Genomic DNA, 18,488 nt, shown 5'->3' with positions numbered 1-18,488 from the left:
TCGAGCGAAAGTTCAGTATCGGATGCATCGCCGTGGGAAAGGCTTCGAGCCTGTCATGCGCTGGCTAAATCATGAATCAGAACAGAGTCAGGCTGAGCCTGAAAAAACGGATCACGTTTGGCGTCGGCGTCACATTGGCATTTTTTTGTCTTGCCGAAGTCGGCTTCCGAGCGATGGAGATCGTTTGGCCTCCACGTCATGTCGATTTCGGACTTGGCTTCAACGACGACAGCCGGATCTTTGTCGCATCGTCGCTCCATCCGGGATACATGGAAACGGACCCAGCCAAACGGGTCAGTTTTGTGCGACAACGGTTCCTCCGTGAAAAACCGGCGGATGTATTTCGGATCGTGGCGCTGGGCGGTTCCTCGGTGAATCAATTGGAGCCGGAATTCAGGAAGCTTGAGCGTGACTTGAGTGCTGAATTCGATCCGTTTGACCAGGTCGAAATCATCAATTGTGGTGGCTTGGCGTACGGAAGCCATCGGCTGGTCTTGGTCATGCGCGAGATGCTCGAGTACGCCCCCGACCTGATCCTCCTGTACAGCGGGCACAATGAATTTGAGGAGATCGAACAGCTCTCACTTTCGGGGCTCGAGCAGCTAGGTTTCGAGCGAACGATTAGCCATTCAGCGATCATTCGGTTCATTCGTGATCGCAAGGCCGACTATGAGCTCAGTCGATTGGAGAAAGAGCACAATCAACGGCTGCTGTCGCGAGAAGAACCGGTCAGCGATTCCAACTTTGCCCGCGCTTGGTCGTACGAGTTCGGCGCTCAAGACGTACAGGATCGCATGCAGAGCTACAGGCACAATCTGAGATTGATTCTGACGACGGCACGGAATCAGCAGGTTCCCGTCATCATGGGAACGGTGTCGTCCAATTTGCTTCGCCCCTACCTGCCCCGTGATGCGGCGCTGCGATACGAGCAGGTGTATGCTTTGTGGAAGGCGGGCTCGGCGGAAGAAGGGATGCGCCTGGCCAAGCAGATTTTGGCCGAAACAGCAGGGCGGCATCAGTGCAGCGATTTGGAAAACAACATTTTGAGAGAACTGGCCGACGAATTTTTACTTCCCATCGTTGATGTCGAAGCCATGGTCGCCAACCAGGAACCACACGGAATCCCCGGCGAAACACTTTTTGATGACCATTGCCATCTCAACGCCGCGGGTCGGGCCGTTTGGGTATCGGGCTATGCTCCGGAAATTCGCGAAGCCGTTCAAGCGGCCCTCGATGCCCCCTGACTGACGCTCGCAGCGATTCCTCAGTCTCCGTTGCTCAAGCTGCTCATGAACCGCATGGTCGCCGTTTCATCGACGCGAATGTAGTGATCACGAAGCGGCGGAAAGACATCGCCCTCGATGCTCTTCAGACGCAGGTTTTCGGTCGGGCGTTGCGGCATGTGACAGTCGACGCAGTTCTCGGCAAAATCGACGCCTTGCTGGGGAAAGAAGCCGCAATCACTTTCGTTTTCGTGGCAGGTCATGCAGCGGCTGGAAAACAGTTTTCGATCCCCACGCTCGCTGTGGTGTGGGTCATGGCAATCGATACAGGTCATCTGCGATTGCAGAAAGCAGGGGCTTTGTGACAGACGATTCAATTGATTGCTGGTGTGAACGCTGTTTTTTGCGTCGAGTTCATCGTCCGGGGGATGGTAGTGGTCTTCCAGGCGATCGCCGGGTCGAAAACTCAATGCGTTGCCTTTGAGTTCCCTCGACCCTCCGTGGCATTGCCCGCAGATTTGCATTTGAACCTGGCGGTCCAGGTCGGCCGGATTGGTGATCCCGACCGCTTTGGTAGCGTTTTGGTTTTCGCGGTGAAACTCCACATGCCCCTTTGCCGGGCCGTGGCAACGTTCGCAGGTCACGCCCAGAATCAATGTTCCCGGGGTGTAGTGATTCTTTTCGCCGCGGAAATCAAAATACGTCAGGTGGCATTCCATGCAGCGTTGCGGGATCGGTCGGGCATAGGCAGCATCGCCGTCGATGTATCCGGGGCTGTTGATCCACTGGTTGCCATCGGTGATGTGCGTGACGTTGTGTTGATAGAGACCGTCTTTGTGCCAATACAAATAGGTCTGAGCCATTTTGGACGATCCCATGATGATTTCCATCGGGACCTCAAAGCTCCAGTTATAAAAATGGACGCGTTGCAGAAACTCATCGTCTTTGCGAATCATTTCAAAGGACACGTTGGGGTCGGAGGTCTGGAACGTGTTGGAGCCGGGTTCGAAGCTTCCGTCGATCGTCGTCTCGTTGACCGGCCGGCTTGTTTTGTAGTGCGCCGTTGCGAGGAACGACTGGTACTTTTCTCGGTGGCATTCCTGGCACTGTTCGGGGCCGACAAATCCCGGATTGTCATGCACGGGAGTGAGGTCCACGCTCTTCTCCGGAGCGTCCCCGGGACGAAACGGGATTTCGACGCCGCCGCCGTCCTCGAATTTGCCGACAAACCAATTGTTTCCGGGAATCCGGTTGACCACCATGTTGCTGGGCGGTTCAGAGCGAGCCGGCGCTTTCGTTTCGTTGTCACTCTGCTGTTGCCGCGCGTCCATCAGATCACGGACCAGGGCATCGTCGCGTTTCTTTTGCATCGCATCGTAGCCAAACCAGGCGACGACCGCGACGATCGAAATGAGTGCGAACCAGCGTTTCAGATTCAAGGTTTTATCCCCAGCGACGAACATCGATCGACAAAACTCGATTGGACCAAACGAACGAGAAAACGACAAGCTTTGGATCCGCATCGGTCTGCAATAGCTTACCCCAGTCGGGCATCATGTGACGGCCGAGTGTTGCAGGACGGGGACCGAACGGGGGCGAGCCCGTCCTGTTCATCGGCCCACCAAACGACGGCGTCTCGCAAACGGCCAGCCCTTGCGAGGAAGCGCGTTGCAAAAGAAGGATCGCGACGGCATACTCAGACAGGAGACCCGACCGGGGAGGGGGAGGCCAGGCGTGAATCGAATGTCGGGCGAATTGCTTTCTCACATTCAAGTGAATCGCCCGAGCCCCGCAGCAGTGAAGCAACGATTTTGAGAGAAGTGCGAGCATGAATGGAGCAGTCCTCTGCTTGAGTGTCGTCATCGGGATGGTTTGTGGCGGGCTTGTCTGGTGGCTCAAGCGTTCGATCCTCGCCGCGGTCCTGGTGCCCGTTGTCGTGGTGGCCCTCGTCGCGCTCGCTCTGCCCCCGGCGGCTGCGCCGGTTGCGCCGCGGCCAGATGCGCCGCGAGCAGATGCGCCGCGGCCGGATGCACTCGGGTCGGAACCGCTGACACCGCAACCGCAGCAAGACGTGCCGACGTCGGCAAAGCTTGCGGCATTTCGTCCCATTGAAGTTCCTGATCATGGCTATGTCGCATCGGATGCCTGTCGCGAATGCCATCCCCAAAACCACGCGACCTGGTTCGCTTCGTATCATCGCACGATGACTCAAGTGGCCGACCCCGAGGTGGTGCTGGGCGACTTCGATGACGTGAAGCTGTCGCAACATGGGCGCGACTATCAGCTCAGAGAATTCGACGGGGTGTGCTGGGTAGAAATGCCCGATCCCGCGGCCATTGCGGGGACGGCCGCGGCGTCACAACGCGTGCAACGACCGATCGTGATGACGACCGGTTCGCATCACATGCAGGCCTATTGGTTTCCTACCGGCGCGCGACGCACGTTGGCCATTTTTCCGTTTGTCTTTCTGACGGAAACGCAGGAATGGATCCCGAGGTCGGCTGCGTTTCTGAAGCCGAACGACGGTGGCGTTTCGCACGAACGAGGACGCTGGAATTCCGCTTGTAGTCAATGCCATTCTACGCACCCCCAAACGCGTGCATTGCCCCGAGGGGAGTGGGACACGCGCGCGGCTGAATTCGGGATCAGCTGCGAAGCCTGCCACGGCCCCGGACAGCCGCACATCGCCTACCATCGGGATTCGGCTGCGAACCAAAACCCAGCCGCCCGGTTGTCAAGCGATCCCATCGTGAATCCCGAGAACCTCTCGCACGTCCGGTCGTCGCAAGTCTGTGGTCAATGCCACTCCGTGCTGACCTTGAAGGGCGACCCAAGCCGGATCAACGTTGAAGGGGCGACGTTCCGGCCGGGCATGGATCTGCGAGAGTCACACGATCTGTGGCAGCTTCACAGCTCAGAAATGAACGAATTGCTGCAGAACGAGTCGATTCGCGACCGCGTGGTCAGCACCAACCGCGGAACGTTCTATTCCGACGGTGTGGTGCGTGTGTCGGGACGAGAATACACGGCGTTGGAGCAGTCGGGGTGTTTTCAACGCGGCGAGATGAGTTGCCTGTCCTGCCACCAACTTCATCAGGCGGCAGACGACACACGCAGCGACAAAGACTGGGCCAACGATCAGTTGAAACCGAGTTCCTATGGAAACGATGCGTGCCTGCAGTGCCACGACCAACAGCAGTATTCCACGGCGCACACCCATCACGCGGCGGATTCGTCGGGATCGAATTGTTACAACTGCCACATGCCACACACGGCGTATGGCTTGCTGAAAGCGATTCGCAATCACACCATCAGCATCCCTGACTTGAAACGGGACTTGGCCGCCGACCGCCCCAATGCGTGCAACCAATGCCACTTGGACAAGACCCTGAAATGGACGGCGGACTATCTGAACGAGTGGTATGCGATCGAAGAACCCGATTTGGATGCGGAGCAATCGGAGGTCGCCGGGTCCATTTTGTGGCTGTTGAAGGGGGACGCCGCCAACCGGGCGATGGCGGCTTGGACGATGGGCTGGTCGGATGCGCAAGCTGTCTCTGGCAACGACTGGCAATCGATCTACCTGGCTCAGCTCTTGAACGATCCGTATTTGGCAGTACGGATGATCGCGCGACGTTCGTTGCAAGCACTGCCAGGATTGGCTGATTTAAAGATCAAGCCCTTGGGATCCGATTCCGAACGCGGCGATGCGATTCGCTCCATCATCGCTCGCTGGAACCAGGAACATCACACCGCCAATCCGGCGTTGCTGATCGGTCCGACAAACGCCGTCAAGACCAAGCGGATCGATGCGTTGATGAAACAGCGTGATGACACGCCCATGGCGCTGACCGAATAAACGCCAGCGCCAGTCGAAACGGTAGCTCGTGATTGGTTTCGAACGGTGGAAATCATCCGCAACGGCGGTGCAACCAAAACATCAAACCGCCTCCGATGATCGTGCTGACGGATTCTCCGGCGGTCCACCAGACCGGCATGCCGGATTGGAAATCGATCAGCCCTTGTAAGAGGCCGAAGGCGATGATGCCGATTGCAAGCGCACCGATGAATGCGCGAAATGCTGTGATCCGATAGGAGACCACGATCAAGGCGATCCCGATGAATCCGTACAGCAGTGACAGATGCCGGGCGAGATAAAAGGCCAGCGGCGTATCGGGGAAGGGTTCGAGTCGCAGTTGGTCCGTGATTTCGACGATCCAGGATTCCGGCATCACGGCGGCCACGAATGCCAACTGTGAAACGACGCCGACGAGCCACAGGAACCAAGTCAGCCAGGAGACGGGGTACTTTGCGGTTTCGGTCACGTCAGATCGGCTCTCGTCGATGGGGGCGTTCGTTGCAAGGAGTTCGGGCGCCGGAAAACGGCGGCGCGTGGCTGTTGATGGAGGTTCAGTATCGCCGAATTGCGGCGCAGCGGAAGTCGCGAAGGCTTTCGCGAGCCGCCGGCCCTCTCTGGCGTTTGCTTGCTGCGCAAACGCCCTCTCTCCCAGAGGAGGTTCTTCGTGGATTTTAATGGCTAATCACTCAGGACCGAGGTTTTTTGAGGCATTGCTGCGATGTCCGAATGGGTGTTGGACGACAACCGCTCGGTTCAAACGCCCCTCCGTTGGCGCGGGCCGGTGGAGGGCACCAAGCACCTTCGCCGCATCGCAGAGCAGGTGATTCCTAGGCGGGTTGCTCCTCCGCAGAGCCCGTCTCCGCTACAGCTGGCTTCGCCATCAGACCGAACAGAACCATCGGACATCGCAGTCATCCCTCAAAAAACCTTCCCCGAGTATCCGAGAGCAGCCACTAAAATCCGCGAAGAACCCCCAGAGGGAGAGAATTGAAATCGGTTGCCAAATCCTGCAGGAAACGAATCGACGTCCCCCAGGAGTGTGGCTTTGGAATCTACACGACCTCGCCGGGAGGGGAACGTTTGAGATTGCCCCTTCGCATTCGTTGACGCCTGCGCCATACTTTTTCACATGAGTTCAGATTCCCCACCCGTCCCGCCTGAATTGCTCGCCCCGGCGGGGGACTGGGACTGCGCGCGGGCGGCGATCGAAAACGGGGCCGACGCGATCTATTTCGGTCTCGATTGCGGGTTCAACGCCCGCCATCGGGCGAAGAATTTTCATCTGGATGATCTGCCCGAATTGATGAAGCTGCTTCGCAGCCGTGGCGTGCGTGGTTACACGACGATGAACACGTTGGTGTTTCCGTCGGAATTGCCGCGACTGGTTCCGGTGATCGAGCGGATCGCCGAGAGCGGCGTCGATGCGGTGCTGGTGCAAGATTTTGGCGTCGCCCGGTTGGTCCGCGAGATGTGTGGCGAGTTGGAAATTCACGCCAGCACGCAAATGAGTCTGACCAGCGCCGAGACGATCGCGGTGGCGTCTCAGTTGGGACTCGCTCGGGTGGTGTTGGCGCGGGAATTGTCGGTCGCCGAAATCAGCAAGATCGCCGCGGCGACGGAGATGCCGTTGGAAGTCTTCATTCACGGGGCGCTCTGTGTCGCCTACTCCGGCCAGTGCTTGACCAGCGAATCGTTGGGCGGTCGCAGCGCCAATCGCGGGCAGTGCGCCCAAGCGTGCCGATTGCCGTATGAAGTGATTTGCGACGGCCAAGACGTGGAGCTGGACGACGTGCGGTACTTGCTCAGCCCCCAGGACCTGGCCGGCTACGATTCGATCGTCGCGCTGATGCAAGCCGGCATCGCATCGTTGAAGATCGAAGGCCGCTTGAAGACTCCGGAATACGTCGCCAATCTGACCAAACATTATCGCCGTTCGATCGATCAAGCCGTCGCGGAGGGACGCGTCACGGTCAGCGACAAGGCCAAGCAAGAGATGGAGCTTTCGTTTTCGCGTGGTTTCACACCGGGTTGGTTGGAAGGCAACGATCACAAGCGATTGGTGCCCGGCCGCCACAGTGCCAAGCGCGGCATCTTGCTCGGACGGGTGCAGCGGTTCGAAGGCGACCGGATCCGGACGCGATTGGCGGCCGACGTTTCACTCGGTGATGGGCTGGGCATCGAGTCAACCGAAACCGATGGCAGCGACCAGGCGATGCAGGGCGGGCGGGTGTATTCGTTGCACAACGACCGCGGTGAGAAACAGAAAACGATGCGTTCCGGCCAGACGGCTTGGATCGGATTCGGTCGCGGCGAGATCGATTGGTCCAAGATCTCTGATGGCGGTTCGGTGTTCAAGAATGATGACCCCAAATTGAATCGACGACTGCGAGCGTCTTTTAATGTCGCCGATCCGGTGACGCGTCGTGACATCGATTTCACCGTCGTCGCGGAAACCGGTGCGCCGTTGCGGGTGACGGCAACGTTGTCCGATGTTGCCCGGTTGACCGAAACGGTTTGTTCCGACGTTGCGCTCGAGCGGGCGAACAAGCACCCCGCGACCGAATCGATGCTGGCCGAAAAATTGTCGCGTCTCGGTGCCACGGCATTTCGGATGCGAACCCTTGATGCGGTGATCAGCGGGCAGCCGATGGTACCGGCCAGTCTGATCAACGAGCTGCGTCGACGTGTGATGGAACAACTGGCCCGGCGAATCGAACAACCGCCGCAGCGATCGATTCGCGTGGCGGCCGGTGAGGCGATGTTGGAACCGATTCGGTCCGACGATCTGCCCGTGGAATCACCCCAGATCTCTGTCTTGTGTCGATCGTTGGAGCAGGTGAAGGCGGCAACCGAAGCGGCGGTCGATCTGATCTACGTCGACTTTCATGACGTCCGGCAATACGCCAGGGTGTCGGAAATCGTCGCGGCGGAATCGATCCCATTTGGAATCGCGACGGTGCGAATGCAAAAGCCGGCGGAGATGGGATTGTTGCGAGTGTTGTCGCGTCACCGACCGGATTTCATTTTGGCGCGAAACCTCGCGGCGCTGGAGTTTTTTCGACCTTCCACGATACCGACGATCGCCGATTTTTCGTTGAACGTCGCCAACCATCGATCGGCCCAGTGGATTCGCTCGCTGGGAGCGCGCCGGGTGACGGCGTCGTATGATTTGAACTGCGATCAACTGGCTGATCTGATCGATTCGGTGCCGCCGGATTGGATGGAGGTCGTGTTGCATCAACACATTCCGATGTTCCACATGGAGCATTGTGTGTTTTGTTCGGTGCTTTCGCCGGGGACGAACAAGACCAATTGTGGGCGGCCCTGCGATGACCACGCGGTGCAGTTGCGCGATCGGGTGGGCGCCGAGCACACGCTGCAGGCGGACGTCGCCTGTCGCAACACCCTTTACAACGCCACGCCGCAAAGCGGTGCGGAAACGGCCGGCAGGTTAATGGAGCAGGGAATCCGCTGGTTCCGATTGGAGCTGCTCGAAGAGTCACCCGCGGAAGTGATCAAGACGGTTTCGTTGTACCGCGATCTGTTGAGTGGTCGTTTGACGGCCGAGCAGGTTTGGAAGACGCTCGGCGCGACCAACCGGATGGGCGTGACGCGTGGGACGCTGGAATCGAAACGGAACCCGTTGGCGGTTCTGTGAGTTACGGGATTTAGGTCGCGACACGCGGCCGAGACCGCTCAGGAGAGGCGGCCGCCCAGACCGCGCAGCTCGTTGTATTTCTCATTGACCGGTTTGCAGCGCGCCTGGCGTTGATTCAGGGCGGAGACATCGAGCGCCAGTTTTTGGCTCAGTGCGTTTTCGACGCGCCCGACCAGGATCCCGGGTTGCAAAGGTTTGGTCAGCACTTCGTCGGCGCCCAGTTCGAGCGCTCGCCGATGCGTTTCTTCGGAGTCACTGGCCGTGACGACGATCAGCGGGACCGTTTTCAGGTTCGGGTCGGCGCGGGCGATCTGGATCAAATAGTTTCCGCTGACGTCCGGCATGGAGATGTCCAACAGCACCATGTCGGGGTTTTCCTGTTTCATTCGCTGCACGGCGTCGATCGAATCGCTGATTCCGACCACGTTCCAAAACCCGGCGACGTTCAGGTGAGCGGTGATCACATCGATGATGATCTGTTCATCGTCGATGACCAGGATCTTGCTATTAACGATTTGTTGTCGGCCGTCGAACATTCAATTCTACCGGTAGTCGGAAACCACTGAGCCATCTGGGCGCGTTGTCGTGATCGGTGCCACGACTCTTCAGGTAAAACTAGGTCAAAGCAACGGGGGTCCACTGCGTGGCGTGTGAGGGAGTTCCCTCCGCGGCGACCTTTGTTCACGTCGGGTCAAGCGATGACCCGAAAAACCCCTAATATGGGAAAGGATGAGCTATGGGGCTGCTAACCGCGGGACGCAGGACGATGGATCGATCAAGATGGACGGCTGGCATGGCGACGCTTGCCAGTCTGGTCATGTGTTCGGTCGCCGTGGCCGACGGCACGATCCGCGACGGGGTGAGCGCCCGCAGCATTGGGCGCGGCGGAACCAATCTCGCCATGAGCGACAACGCGCACGTGATGCTGGACAACCCCGCGGGGTTGGTTCGAAACGAAGCGGATTGTTTGCTGGAGTTCGGCGGGCACTTGTTGTTGACCGATTTGGAATACGATGACGCGGACAATTCACGCGTCGGTGACATCGACAATCCGTTTCCGATCGGCGAGTTCGCGATCGCCAAGAAGTTGGATGAGCACATCACGATCGGTTTCGGCGCGTTTTCGCACGCCGGGTTTGCCGCCGAATACATGATGAATGGCCCGGCTCCCTTTTCCGGACCGCAGCACTACAAATCCATCGGCGCCCTGGCCCGTCTGCTGCCCACCCTCTCGGTCAAGTTGACCGAGCGGCTGTCGATCGGGACCACGCTGGGTGCGGCGATCAATCACATCGAGCTGGAGGGACCGTACACGCTGCAGGGTCCCAACGCGTTTGCCGGAACTCCGACGCGGATGGATTTGCAGGGTACCGGTGCGGGGATGAGTTGGTCGATCGGGATGCAATACGACTTGAATGATCGCACCACCGTCGGTGTCAATTATCAACACGAAACCACCATGGAACTCGATGGAACGACGGTGGTCGAGATTCCGGGACTGGGCGCGTCTCGATACGATTCGATGTTGGATGTCAAATGGCCGCGTTCGCTAGGAGTCGGCCTGTCGCACCGCACCGACCGGCGGCGAACGTATTCCGCGGACGCGATTTGGTACGACTGGTCGAGCGCCTACGACCACTTTGATCTCTCGCTGAAAGACCCCCTCAATCCGGTCTACCAGATCGTCGCCCCGACGTTGTTGGAATCGTTTCCACTCGACTGGCGCGACACGGTGTCGCTGCGATTCGGGATCGAACAGCAGCTCCGTGACGACCGTGTGATTCGCGTCGGATATGCCTACCACCGCAACCCGATTCCGGACGCCACGGTCACGCCCTACATTCAAACGATTCTGGAGCATGCGTTGTCGTTCGGCTATGGATGCTCCTGGCGGGGGATCGCCGTGGATGCGGCGTATCAGTGGTCGTTCGGGCCGACCCAATCGGTCGATACCAGTGGCTTCATGGGGGGCGACTTTGATGACGGTTGGCATTCGGTCAACGCCCACCAGTTTTCACTGAGCTTTCAGCGGGCGCGGATGAAGTAGCCGTCAAAGGGTCACTCAATCCAGATGCGGCGCGGCGTTTTCGGACGCCTGCGGGTTGGGCAGCTCTTCGCCGCATTCTTCGACCAGCAGGTTGACGTACGATTCGATGGCGTCCAACCGCTCGGTCAGGGCGTCGGTATCGGACGCTTTGGCCGCTTGTTCACAGGATTTGGCCAGATCCGTCAGCGTGTTCAGTCCGACGGTTCCGCCGGACCCTTTGATCCAATGGAGTTTTCGCGCGACCTCGTCGTAGTCCGCGCAGTCATAGGCATTCTTGATGGCCGGCATTTGGAAGTGAACTTTGGCGACCAGATCGATCGCGAACTGTCGCAACCAGTCCGAGGGTAGCAGGGGGGCGTGTGATTCGTCGGTGATCGGCGGGGGCGACATGGTTTCGCTTGTCGGTGGCTGTGAAGGTGGTGATCGGTCGACCGCTGGGGTGGATTGCGGTGGGTCGGAGTGTCGGGAGTGTGGCACGATCGAATCGGCGCACCAGCTGCGGACCATTTCCAGCAGTGCATCCAAGTCGATGGGTTTGGAAAGGTAGTCTCGGCAGCCGACTTGGCGGCATTTGCTGTCGTCGCCCACCATCGAGTTGGCCGTCATGGCGACGATCGGTGTTTTCAGCCCGGCGCCGACCAGTTGTTGCGTCGCGGAATAGCCGTCCAGGACGGGCATTTGCATGTCCATCAACACCAGATCGATCGAGTGAGACTTGAGGGTGCCGTTGGGGTCGAGAAAGAAATCGACGGCTTGCTGGCCGTCGGCGACGGATTGAACGCCGGCGCCGGCACTGGTCAGCAAGCGGTGGATCAGGTCGCGATTGGTTTCGGCATCATCGACGACCAGCACTTTCGCGCCGGTCAAATCGACGCGCTGCCATTGGGCTTCGTGACGACCGGTTGCCAGCTCGATCACTTCCGAATCACTCAGCAGCCGATCCCCGGGGCGTGTGTCGGCCGCGATGTGAATGGTGAACGTGCTGCCGACGCCGGGGATGCTTTCCACTTCCAGACCGCCGCCGAGTGATTCGGCCAGTCGTTTGCTGATCGACAGTCCCAGACCGGTACCGCCATACTTGCGCGTGGTGGACGTGTCGGCTTGGGCGAAGGGGTCAAAGATCCGCTCGAGTTGATCGGCGTCCATCCCGATGCCGCTATCGCGAATCGCGACAACGATCTGATCGGGCAGCCCGGTGGTTTCATCCAAGCGGGTCGACAGCCGAACGGTGACGCCGCCACGGTCGGTGAATTTGATCGCGTTGCCGATCAGGTTGGTCACGATCTGTCGCAGTCGAGTCGGGTCACTGGTGATCGTTTCGGGGATCTGGGATCCGGAATCGATGCCGAGCGTGATGTTCTTTTGCGCCGCTTTGCCTTGCAGCGATTTGATGACCTCACCGATGACTTTTGCCGGCACGCAGCTGATCTGTTCGACTTCGATTTTATCGGCTTCGATTTTGGACAGATCCAGAATGTCGTTCAAGAGATGCAGCAGGTGGCTTCCGTTGCCATGGATCGTTTCCAGGTGCTGTCGTTGCTCTTCGGGATCGGTGACGATTCCGCGGAGCATCAGTTCGGTGTATCCGAGGACGGCGGTGATCGGGGTGCGAATTTCGTGGCTCATGCGTGCCAGGAATTCGCTTTTGGCGCGATTGGCATGCTCGGCAAGATCTTTCGCCTCGCGGAGGTTGACCTGTGTGGCGCGGAGCCGGTCGGCGGTCCGCTCGATTTCTTCGTTCCGCAGTTGCAGCGTTTCGGTGCGTTGGGCGACCTTGCGTTCGAGCGTTTGGTTTAGTTCTTGCAGTTGCGTGAAACCGTCCGCTTTTTCAAAGGCCGCTCCCGCGGCCGAGGACAGGTAGTTGGCGATCCGCAGTTCGTCGTCGCCGAACATTCCCATCATGTAGGAGTTGGCGATGTACAGGTACGAGTGAATTTTTCCGTGCACCAAGACGGGACAGCACAGAAACGTTCCGTAGTTGTGATGCGGGTCGCTATGACGGGAACGGACATCGCACAGATCGCTGCGTTCGTATTCACAGATGATCGCGGAGCCCTTGGTCTGGGTCTGTTTGACGATGTCGGGATCGTAGACCGTGTTGGGCGGAATGGTGGTCGCCGGGCCGTTTTCGGTCGCCGGCTGGATCAACAGGACCCGATCGCCACGGAGCAGTTTCGAGGCCGCGGCGATGATCTCGTCGCGGATGACATCGATTTCCGTGCCGACCGCGATGCGGCGCCCGGCTTCCAAGAGCGAATCGAATCGATCGACCAGCGACAGCGAGCCATCCTCGTCGACGGAGCCGACGGACGTTTTCAGTTGCTGCAACGCTTCGGAGGCTTCCCGGACCAAGGCTTCGTCGACGGCCCAGCCGGTTTCTTTGGCCAGTTCTGCGTGCAGCAGCGTGGTTTGGATCTGTTCCAACCGGGCGCCTTGTTGATCGGCGATCCGCAAGGAACGGCGGAAATGCCGCAGGGCTCGGCGGGTTCGGCCCTGGAACGCCGAGACGGCGGCGAGTTCTCGCAACGCGTGGGGCAGCTCATTGGTGTAGCGGTTGGCCAGCCGGACGGCTTGCCGGCAGGCCGATTGGAGTTCACGGAGTTTTTTCCGCCGCATCGCATCGGTCTTGGCGGGTTCGGTTTCCAGCAATCGCCTCAGTGCGGTGGCGCGCCACGCGTAACAGGGGCTGATGTAGGCATTGACGACCGAGGCGTCTTCGGCGATTTGAACCGCTTCGGTGAATGCGTTGACGGCTTCGGCGTATCCGTGTTGGTAGAAGTGATAAACACCGTAGGCGAGTTTGACTTCGCAAATCCGCTGGGCATCGTCGACATTCCGTTTGAGCTCGATTTGCAGCACATCCAGGGGGATGTTCCCCAAGGCCGCGCGGGCCCAGACTTCGACGATGTTGCCGGTGCCTTGGAAATCGCTGCGTCGGACCGCCGAGCGGTAATTGATGCGAGTTTGATCCAACGCTTCGCGCAGGTTGCCTTGCCGATAGAGCGAGGCGGCGAATTGGTAGCGGGCGATGTGGACTTCCCAATAGTCACCGGTGCGTTCAAGGATCGCAACGGCCTGGCTGGCTTCGTGGATGCATTGCTCGTAGTTGCTAAACGAGTAATGCAGGATGCTCATGAAGTTTCTTGATTGGCCTTGTCCCCAGACGTCGTGCAGGTCTTTGCGGATTTGCAGGGAGCGTTTGGCATAATCGATGCCGCGTCGGTACCAACCCAACAGGGTCATCGCCGGAGCGTGTTCGCTGTAGGCGTGGGCCAGTCCGGCGGAGGGGCGATAGCACTCGCCGCGGTTCATGCCCCGCAGATGCGCCCACAGCGTGTAGTACTTGTCTCGCGTGTACCAATAGCCGCGGGCGATGTTGCTGTAGAGCCGCAAGCGGAGCTGTTCGGTGTCGTCGGGTGAACGCGTCCGGGAGCGGACCAGCAGCGGCACCGCGGTGTGAACGGCTTGGACGGTGATTTCCCGCAGCAGGTTGGTGAACAATTGAAAGCGGTTTCGGCAGACCGGTTGTCTCAAGCGGGTTAACGCAGATTCAAAGAACTCCACCGCCTGGACTTTGTCACCGCGTTTGAATGCGAGTTCGCCGCGTCGTGTGGCGACGACCGCATCGTCCATTTCCGTGGTGGCGGTTTTGGAAGCCGCGACCAACCACTGCTGGGCTCCGTTGTATTCTCCCTGCAGCATCAGCACTTCGCTCATCATCGCTTCGACTTGATGGCGCGTCGCCGAATCGGTGACGTGAAATGCGCGGGCGGCGATTTCGAGTTGCCGCCGCGCACTGCCGAGGGAGAATTCTTGGCGTGCTTTGGAGGCGGCGTTTAAGGCATGCGGAAGTGCTTCGCGGTGCATGCCCGCCGCGTCGAAGTGGTAGGCCAGGTCGTAGATTCGATCCGGTTGGGTTTTGGCGAAGTATTGCCCGATCCGGCCATGCATGCGTTGTTTGACGTCGGGCGTCAGGTGTGCGAGCACGGCTTCGCGAATCTTGTCGTGGGCAAAGGCGTAGCTGCCGTCGGGCTTGCTCCAGAGCATCCGATGGCGACGGATATCGGCGAGCAACTCAAAACTTTCCGACAGATCAATTTGGGAGAGTTCGACGACGGCGTCGAGCGTGAATTCGCTGCCGATGACGGCGGCGGCATCCAGAAAATGCCGTGCCTTGGGCGGCAGGTTCTCCAGTCGCCCCGCCAGGACTTCGCCGGCCTCGGCGGTGGTTTGGAAATTTTCCAGACGCTCTCGGTCCAGCACCCAACGTTCTTTGTCGGAAACCAGCACCGAGGATTCGACCATGCCGCGGAGGATTGCGGCGGCCATGAACGGACTGCCTTCGGCGAAATCCTGAATCACTTTGATCGCTTCATCGGGAAGCACACCGGCCATCGATTCGCTCAACCGACGAATGCTATCCGCATCAAGCGGTCCCAAATCCAGCATGTGGTCCAGCTGCGCGGCGTCGCGGACACGTGCCGTTTGGCCTTCGTCGGTGCGTGCCGAAAGCAGCAGCAGTTGGAAGGGTGCGTCGGAGCGTGCGACACGTTGCAGCACCCGAATCGATTGGTCGTCCATCCACTGGCAATCATCCAAGGAGATCATCACGGGGCAATCGCCCGATCCCAGTTGGGTCAGCAGCGCGGCGAAGGCCGCCACGACCCGGCCTTGGCCGAGTTCGTCCGGGCCGGAAAGCGTGCTGCCGGTCCATCCGAACACGTCTGCCAAGGAAGGCATCGCCGTGATCACTTCTTCGCGATAGTCCGACATGGTTTCGCGCAGACGTTGGCGGGTGTCCGGATGGGAGACACAGAATTGCGCGACTTGGTTGACGACTTGCATCCACGGCGCGTTGGGCTCGGCGGCCGCATGATGGATCGATTCCCCTTGGAAGACGAGAAAACCGTGTCGCGTGGCCAGCCGTGTGATCTCCTGGTTCAGCCGGCTTTTTCCCATCCCCGAAACGCAGGAGATCAAGGCTTGACGCCAACTGCCCGCGGCGACGTCGGTCAAGTTTTCCTGCAAGGTTTGCAGTTGTGATTCACGGCCGACGAATGCGGGGTCGACCAGATCGGAGCGGGCGTCCGATCGGCCGATCACCACCGGTGTGGCCGAGTCGCCGTCTTGGATCATGTTCAGGATCGCCGTCGCGTCGGCCAACGCGGCGGCCGCCGATTGGTAACGCTCACGCGGCTCTTTCTGGGTCAACCGCTCGATCATCGAGACCAGTTGCGGCGGCGTGTCGCCGGGGAAGCGGTCGGCGTCCAGATCCGAGGTCGAGTGTTGGAGCAGGATGTCGCCGACGGTGGTCGCGTCGCACATCGGTTCGCCGGCGAGCGCCCAATAGAGGATCAAACCCAACGAGTAGAGGTCCGACGCCGGGCCGATATCATGCCGAATGATGCCCGCCATTTCGGGCGAGGCGTAACGCACGGTTTCGATCCCGATGGGGCTGTCGCCGGCCGCCAAGTTCGCCCGCCACACCGGTCCGTAGCCCGACAGGATCGCTTCACCGGTCGGGGTCAAAATCACGTGGGACGGCCGCCAGTCGCGATGCACACAACCCTGCCGGTGAATCTGGATCAACGCCTGCAACAGGTCACACGCCAACCGCAGCGTCGATTGGGGTGACATCGCCGATTGCGCGATCAGCCGCGAGAGACTGATGCCATCACGGTAGCGATAGACCAATCGAATGCGATCGTCGTCGATGTCATAGGAGACCATCGAGTTGTAGCTGTCGCACTCGATCTCGCTCAGCAATCGGGCTTCGTTTTGAAACCGGATTCGCAGTCCTTCCTTGAACATCGCCGTCGGCAAATCGCGGATCACCAGGCGGCCTTCGCCCTGCAGATCCTGGACAAGCCAGCAGTGCACTCCGGCCACATCCGGCAACTCTCGTAGAGTTCGGTAGCGGTATTCGGTGGACTCGGCGGACTGCATTTGGATCGCTCAACGCGGCATCTAGACAGAATGATCTATCCAACAGTAGGTCTGCCCTGCTTTACCGAAGTGGCATCTTTAGAGAGGGTTTGCCCTCTCGGGGCGCGAAAAAAGTGGTCGCCGCATTGAGCATTCTTTTTCAACCTCCATAGTGGGTGCTCGATTCTCGATTTCACACACCACATGGGGGCAACAATGGCTGTGATCGAAACTGATAAAGAGATCAGTTGGGAAAAAGACTACGCGGATCGTATCAATCCCGAACTGATGAACACTCTGCTGCACCGCGCGGTGCCGGTGCTGGACTGGACCGGTTGGAAGATCACCCGGGTCGGTCCCGGGTTTTGCGAGTCGGTGCTGCCGCTGGCGATCGAGACCACCAATCAACATGGCACACACCAAGCCGCCTTGATTTCACTCTCGGCGGATTATACCGGTGGCATGGCGTTGACGACGCTGTTGACCGGGACACCGTTGACCGGCATCCATCGCGGGCGTCCGGATGAATCGGCGTCGTTGTGGTTGGTCGGGATGGACGTCAAGTACGAAAACCCGAGCACCAGCCATCTGCGGGCCGTCAGCCGCGTCGATCCGAAAACCGCTCGGCGGATCCAGTCGCGATACTTTTCCGGGCGCGTCGTGTTGGCGACCCTCAACGTCGAGTTCTGGTCCGAAGACGGCGAGCGTGTCGCCACCGCGGTGATGCGTTACTTCGCCCAAGCGACCCAACGATTGCTCGAGCACCGCAGCGGCGGCGAGCGATCGACGATGACCAAGTTGAACTTGAAAACATCGGCGCGTATCATCGCGGGGTTGCGGGCTATGGACAGCCCGGCGGGGTCGAAGACGATGTCGGATTCTCAGGGACGACAGCTTCGTATCGACGCCCCGCATGACAAGGCGGCCGCGGGAACGCACGGCTTGTTGCAGGCGAAACGATTGCAAAAGGTGCTGCCGCAACTGGGCGCGATGGTCGGGGCTCGCACCCGGCATTGCGATGAAGTGTTGCGATCGATCCCCGGCATCGAGCAACTCGTGATGCTCGGCGCGGGATTGGACATGCGGCCGCTGCGACGCGCCGCAGAACTTTCCGGCGCGACGGTGTTCGAATTGGACCTGCCCGTCATGCTGGCCGAGCGGCAACATGTCATCGAACGGCTGGAAACACAACTCGGCGGCCCCGCCGCGGCGCCGGAGCGACACCAGATCGCCGCGGACTTCTTGCAGGACGATGTGGGCGAGTTGCTGCAACGGCACTTTGCGTTTTCCGAGACCGCGTTGACGCTGTTCGTCTATGAAGGCTGTTCGATGTACTTCGACGAGCAGCAGAACCGACGTCTGTTGAGCTCGATCCGGCGACGCATGAGACATCCTGAGAGCGTGCTGTGGATGGACTGTGTCACGCCGGCGGTGATCAATGAAGGGACCGGCGACCCGAATATTCACGAGTTCGTCGATCGGATGGAAATGATCGGAGAGCGATTCGTTTACGGACCGGCGGACCCCGAAGCGTTTCTACGCAGCTGTGGGTTCGTCTGTTGCAGCGACGACACGGCGCAGGATTACCTCGGCAGCGAGGACCCGACGCTGGGCGAGTACCGTTTCGTGACGGCCCGTCAGGATGTGCTGGATTTGAGCTGACGCGACGTGACGCTTCAACGCGTGTTCGGTGCGGAACGATGAAACGATTCCTTGACCCACCGATGGTAGCGCAAACCCACGGATTTTTCGCACCCTGTCATCCGTGGGTTCACG

Annotated in this window: 9 protein-coding genes; 5 read left to right on the top strand and 4 right to left on the bottom strand. The window is 59.6% G+C overall.

Going from position 1 to position 18,488, the window contains the following annotated elements; all coding sequences use genetic code 11:
* Positions 1-71 precede the first annotated feature (71 nt).
* Positions 72-1,244, top strand: coding sequence for an SGNH/GDSL hydrolase family protein (locus Enr13x_RS34780; protein ID WP_231743957.1), 1,173 nt, complete (start codon positions 72-74; stop codon positions 1,242-1,244).
* Between the two features lie 20 nt (positions 1,245-1,264).
* Here Enr13x_RS34780 and Enr13x_RS34775 read toward each other — a convergent pair whose 3' ends face one another.
* Complete coding sequence (locus Enr13x_RS34775; protein WP_145391518.1) at positions 1,265-2,662, bottom strand: multiheme c-type cytochrome; 1,398 nt, start codon at positions 2,660-2,662, stop codon at positions 1,265-1,267.
* Positions 2,663-3,051: 389 nt separating this feature from the next.
* Here Enr13x_RS34775 and Enr13x_RS34770 point away from each other — a divergent pair, with 389 nt between their 5' ends.
* Positions 3,052-5,082: a multiheme c-type cytochrome gene (locus Enr13x_RS34770; protein WP_197455580.1), complete on the top strand. Its 2,031-nt coding sequence runs from the start codon at positions 3,052-3,054 to the stop codon at positions 5,080-5,082.
* Between the two features lie 52 nt (positions 5,083-5,134).
* On the opposite strand, the gene Enr13x_RS34765 is transcribed toward Enr13x_RS34770, so the two are convergent.
* On the bottom strand, positions 5,135-5,548 hold the full coding sequence (locus tag Enr13x_RS34765; RefSeq protein ID WP_231743956.1) for a hypothetical protein: 414 nt from the start codon (positions 5,546-5,548) through the stop codon (positions 5,135-5,137).
* Between the two features lie 663 nt (positions 5,549-6,211).
* Between Enr13x_RS34765 and Enr13x_RS34760 the strand changes: the two genes are divergently transcribed.
* On the top strand, positions 6,212-8,740 hold the full coding sequence (locus Enr13x_RS34760) for a U32 family peptidase (protein ID WP_145391516.1): 2,529 nt from the start codon (positions 6,212-6,214) through the stop codon (positions 8,738-8,740).
* A 38-nt stretch (positions 8,741-8,778) separates the two neighbouring features.
* On the opposite strand, the gene Enr13x_RS34755 is transcribed toward Enr13x_RS34760, so the two are convergent.
* On the bottom strand, positions 8,779-9,276 hold the full coding sequence (locus tag Enr13x_RS34755; RefSeq protein WP_145391515.1) for a response regulator: 498 nt from the start codon (positions 9,274-9,276) through the stop codon (positions 8,779-8,781).
* A 230-nt stretch (positions 9,277-9,506) separates the two neighbouring features.
* Here Enr13x_RS34755 and Enr13x_RS34750 point away from each other — a divergent pair, with 230 nt between their 5' ends.
* Positions 9,507-10,787, top strand: coding sequence for an OmpP1/FadL family transporter (locus tag Enr13x_RS34750; RefSeq protein WP_197455579.1), 1,281 nt, complete (start codon positions 9,507-9,509; stop codon positions 10,785-10,787).
* Between the two features lie 15 nt (positions 10,788-10,802).
* Here Enr13x_RS34750 and Enr13x_RS34745 read toward each other — a convergent pair whose 3' ends face one another.
* Positions 10,803-16,733 (bottom strand): ATP-binding protein, encoded by a 5,931-nt coding sequence (locus Enr13x_RS34745; protein ID WP_145391511.1) that lies wholly within the window; start codon positions 16,731-16,733, stop codon positions 10,803-10,805.
* Between the two features lie 195 nt (positions 16,734-16,928).
* Here Enr13x_RS34745 and Enr13x_RS34740 point away from each other — a divergent pair, with 195 nt between their 5' ends.
* A complete protein-coding gene (locus Enr13x_RS34740) occupies positions 16,929-18,374 on the top strand; it encodes an SAM-dependent methyltransferase (protein ID WP_145391509.1) in 1,446 nt (481 codons plus the stop codon).
* The last annotated feature ends 114 nt before the right edge of the window (positions 18,375-18,488 follow it).

It is taken from the genome of Stieleria neptunia, from assembly GCF_007754155.1.
GTDB classification, from domain to species: domain Bacteria; phylum Planctomycetota; class Planctomycetia; order Pirellulales; family Pirellulaceae; genus Stieleria; species Stieleria neptunia.
The sequence above is the reverse complement of the archived record's forward strand: the minus strand, read 5'-3'. Positions and strand labels throughout refer to the sequence as shown.

What these genes read in the sequence shown, in the direction of transcription:
- Enr13x_RS34745 (WP_145391511.1), bottom strand. Translation starts at nt 16,733, where the DNA reads ATGCAGTCCGCCGAGTCCACCGAATACCGCTACCGAACTCTACGAGAG.
- Enr13x_RS34740 (WP_145391509.1), top strand. Translation starts at nt 16,929, where the DNA reads ATGGCTGTGATCGAAACTGATAAAGAGATCAGTTGGGAAAAAGACTAC.
- Enr13x_RS34750 (WP_197455579.1), top strand. Translation starts at nt 9,507, where the DNA reads ATGGATCGATCAAGATGGACGGCTGGCATGGCGACGCTTGCCAGTCTG.
- Enr13x_RS34780 (WP_231743957.1), top strand. Translation starts at nt 72, where the DNA reads ATGAATCAGAACAGAGTCAGGCTGAGCCTGAAAAAACGGATCACGTTT.
- Enr13x_RS34760 (WP_145391516.1), top strand. Translation starts at nt 6,212, where the DNA reads ATGAGTTCAGATTCCCCACCCGTCCCGCCTGAATTGCTCGCCCCGGCG.
- Enr13x_RS34770 (WP_197455580.1), top strand. Translation starts at nt 3,052, where the DNA reads ATGAATGGAGCAGTCCTCTGCTTGAGTGTCGTCATCGGGATGGTTTGT.
- Enr13x_RS34755 (WP_145391515.1), bottom strand. Translation starts at nt 9,276, where the DNA reads ATGTTCGACGGCCGACAACAAATCGTTAATAGCAAGATCCTGGTCATC.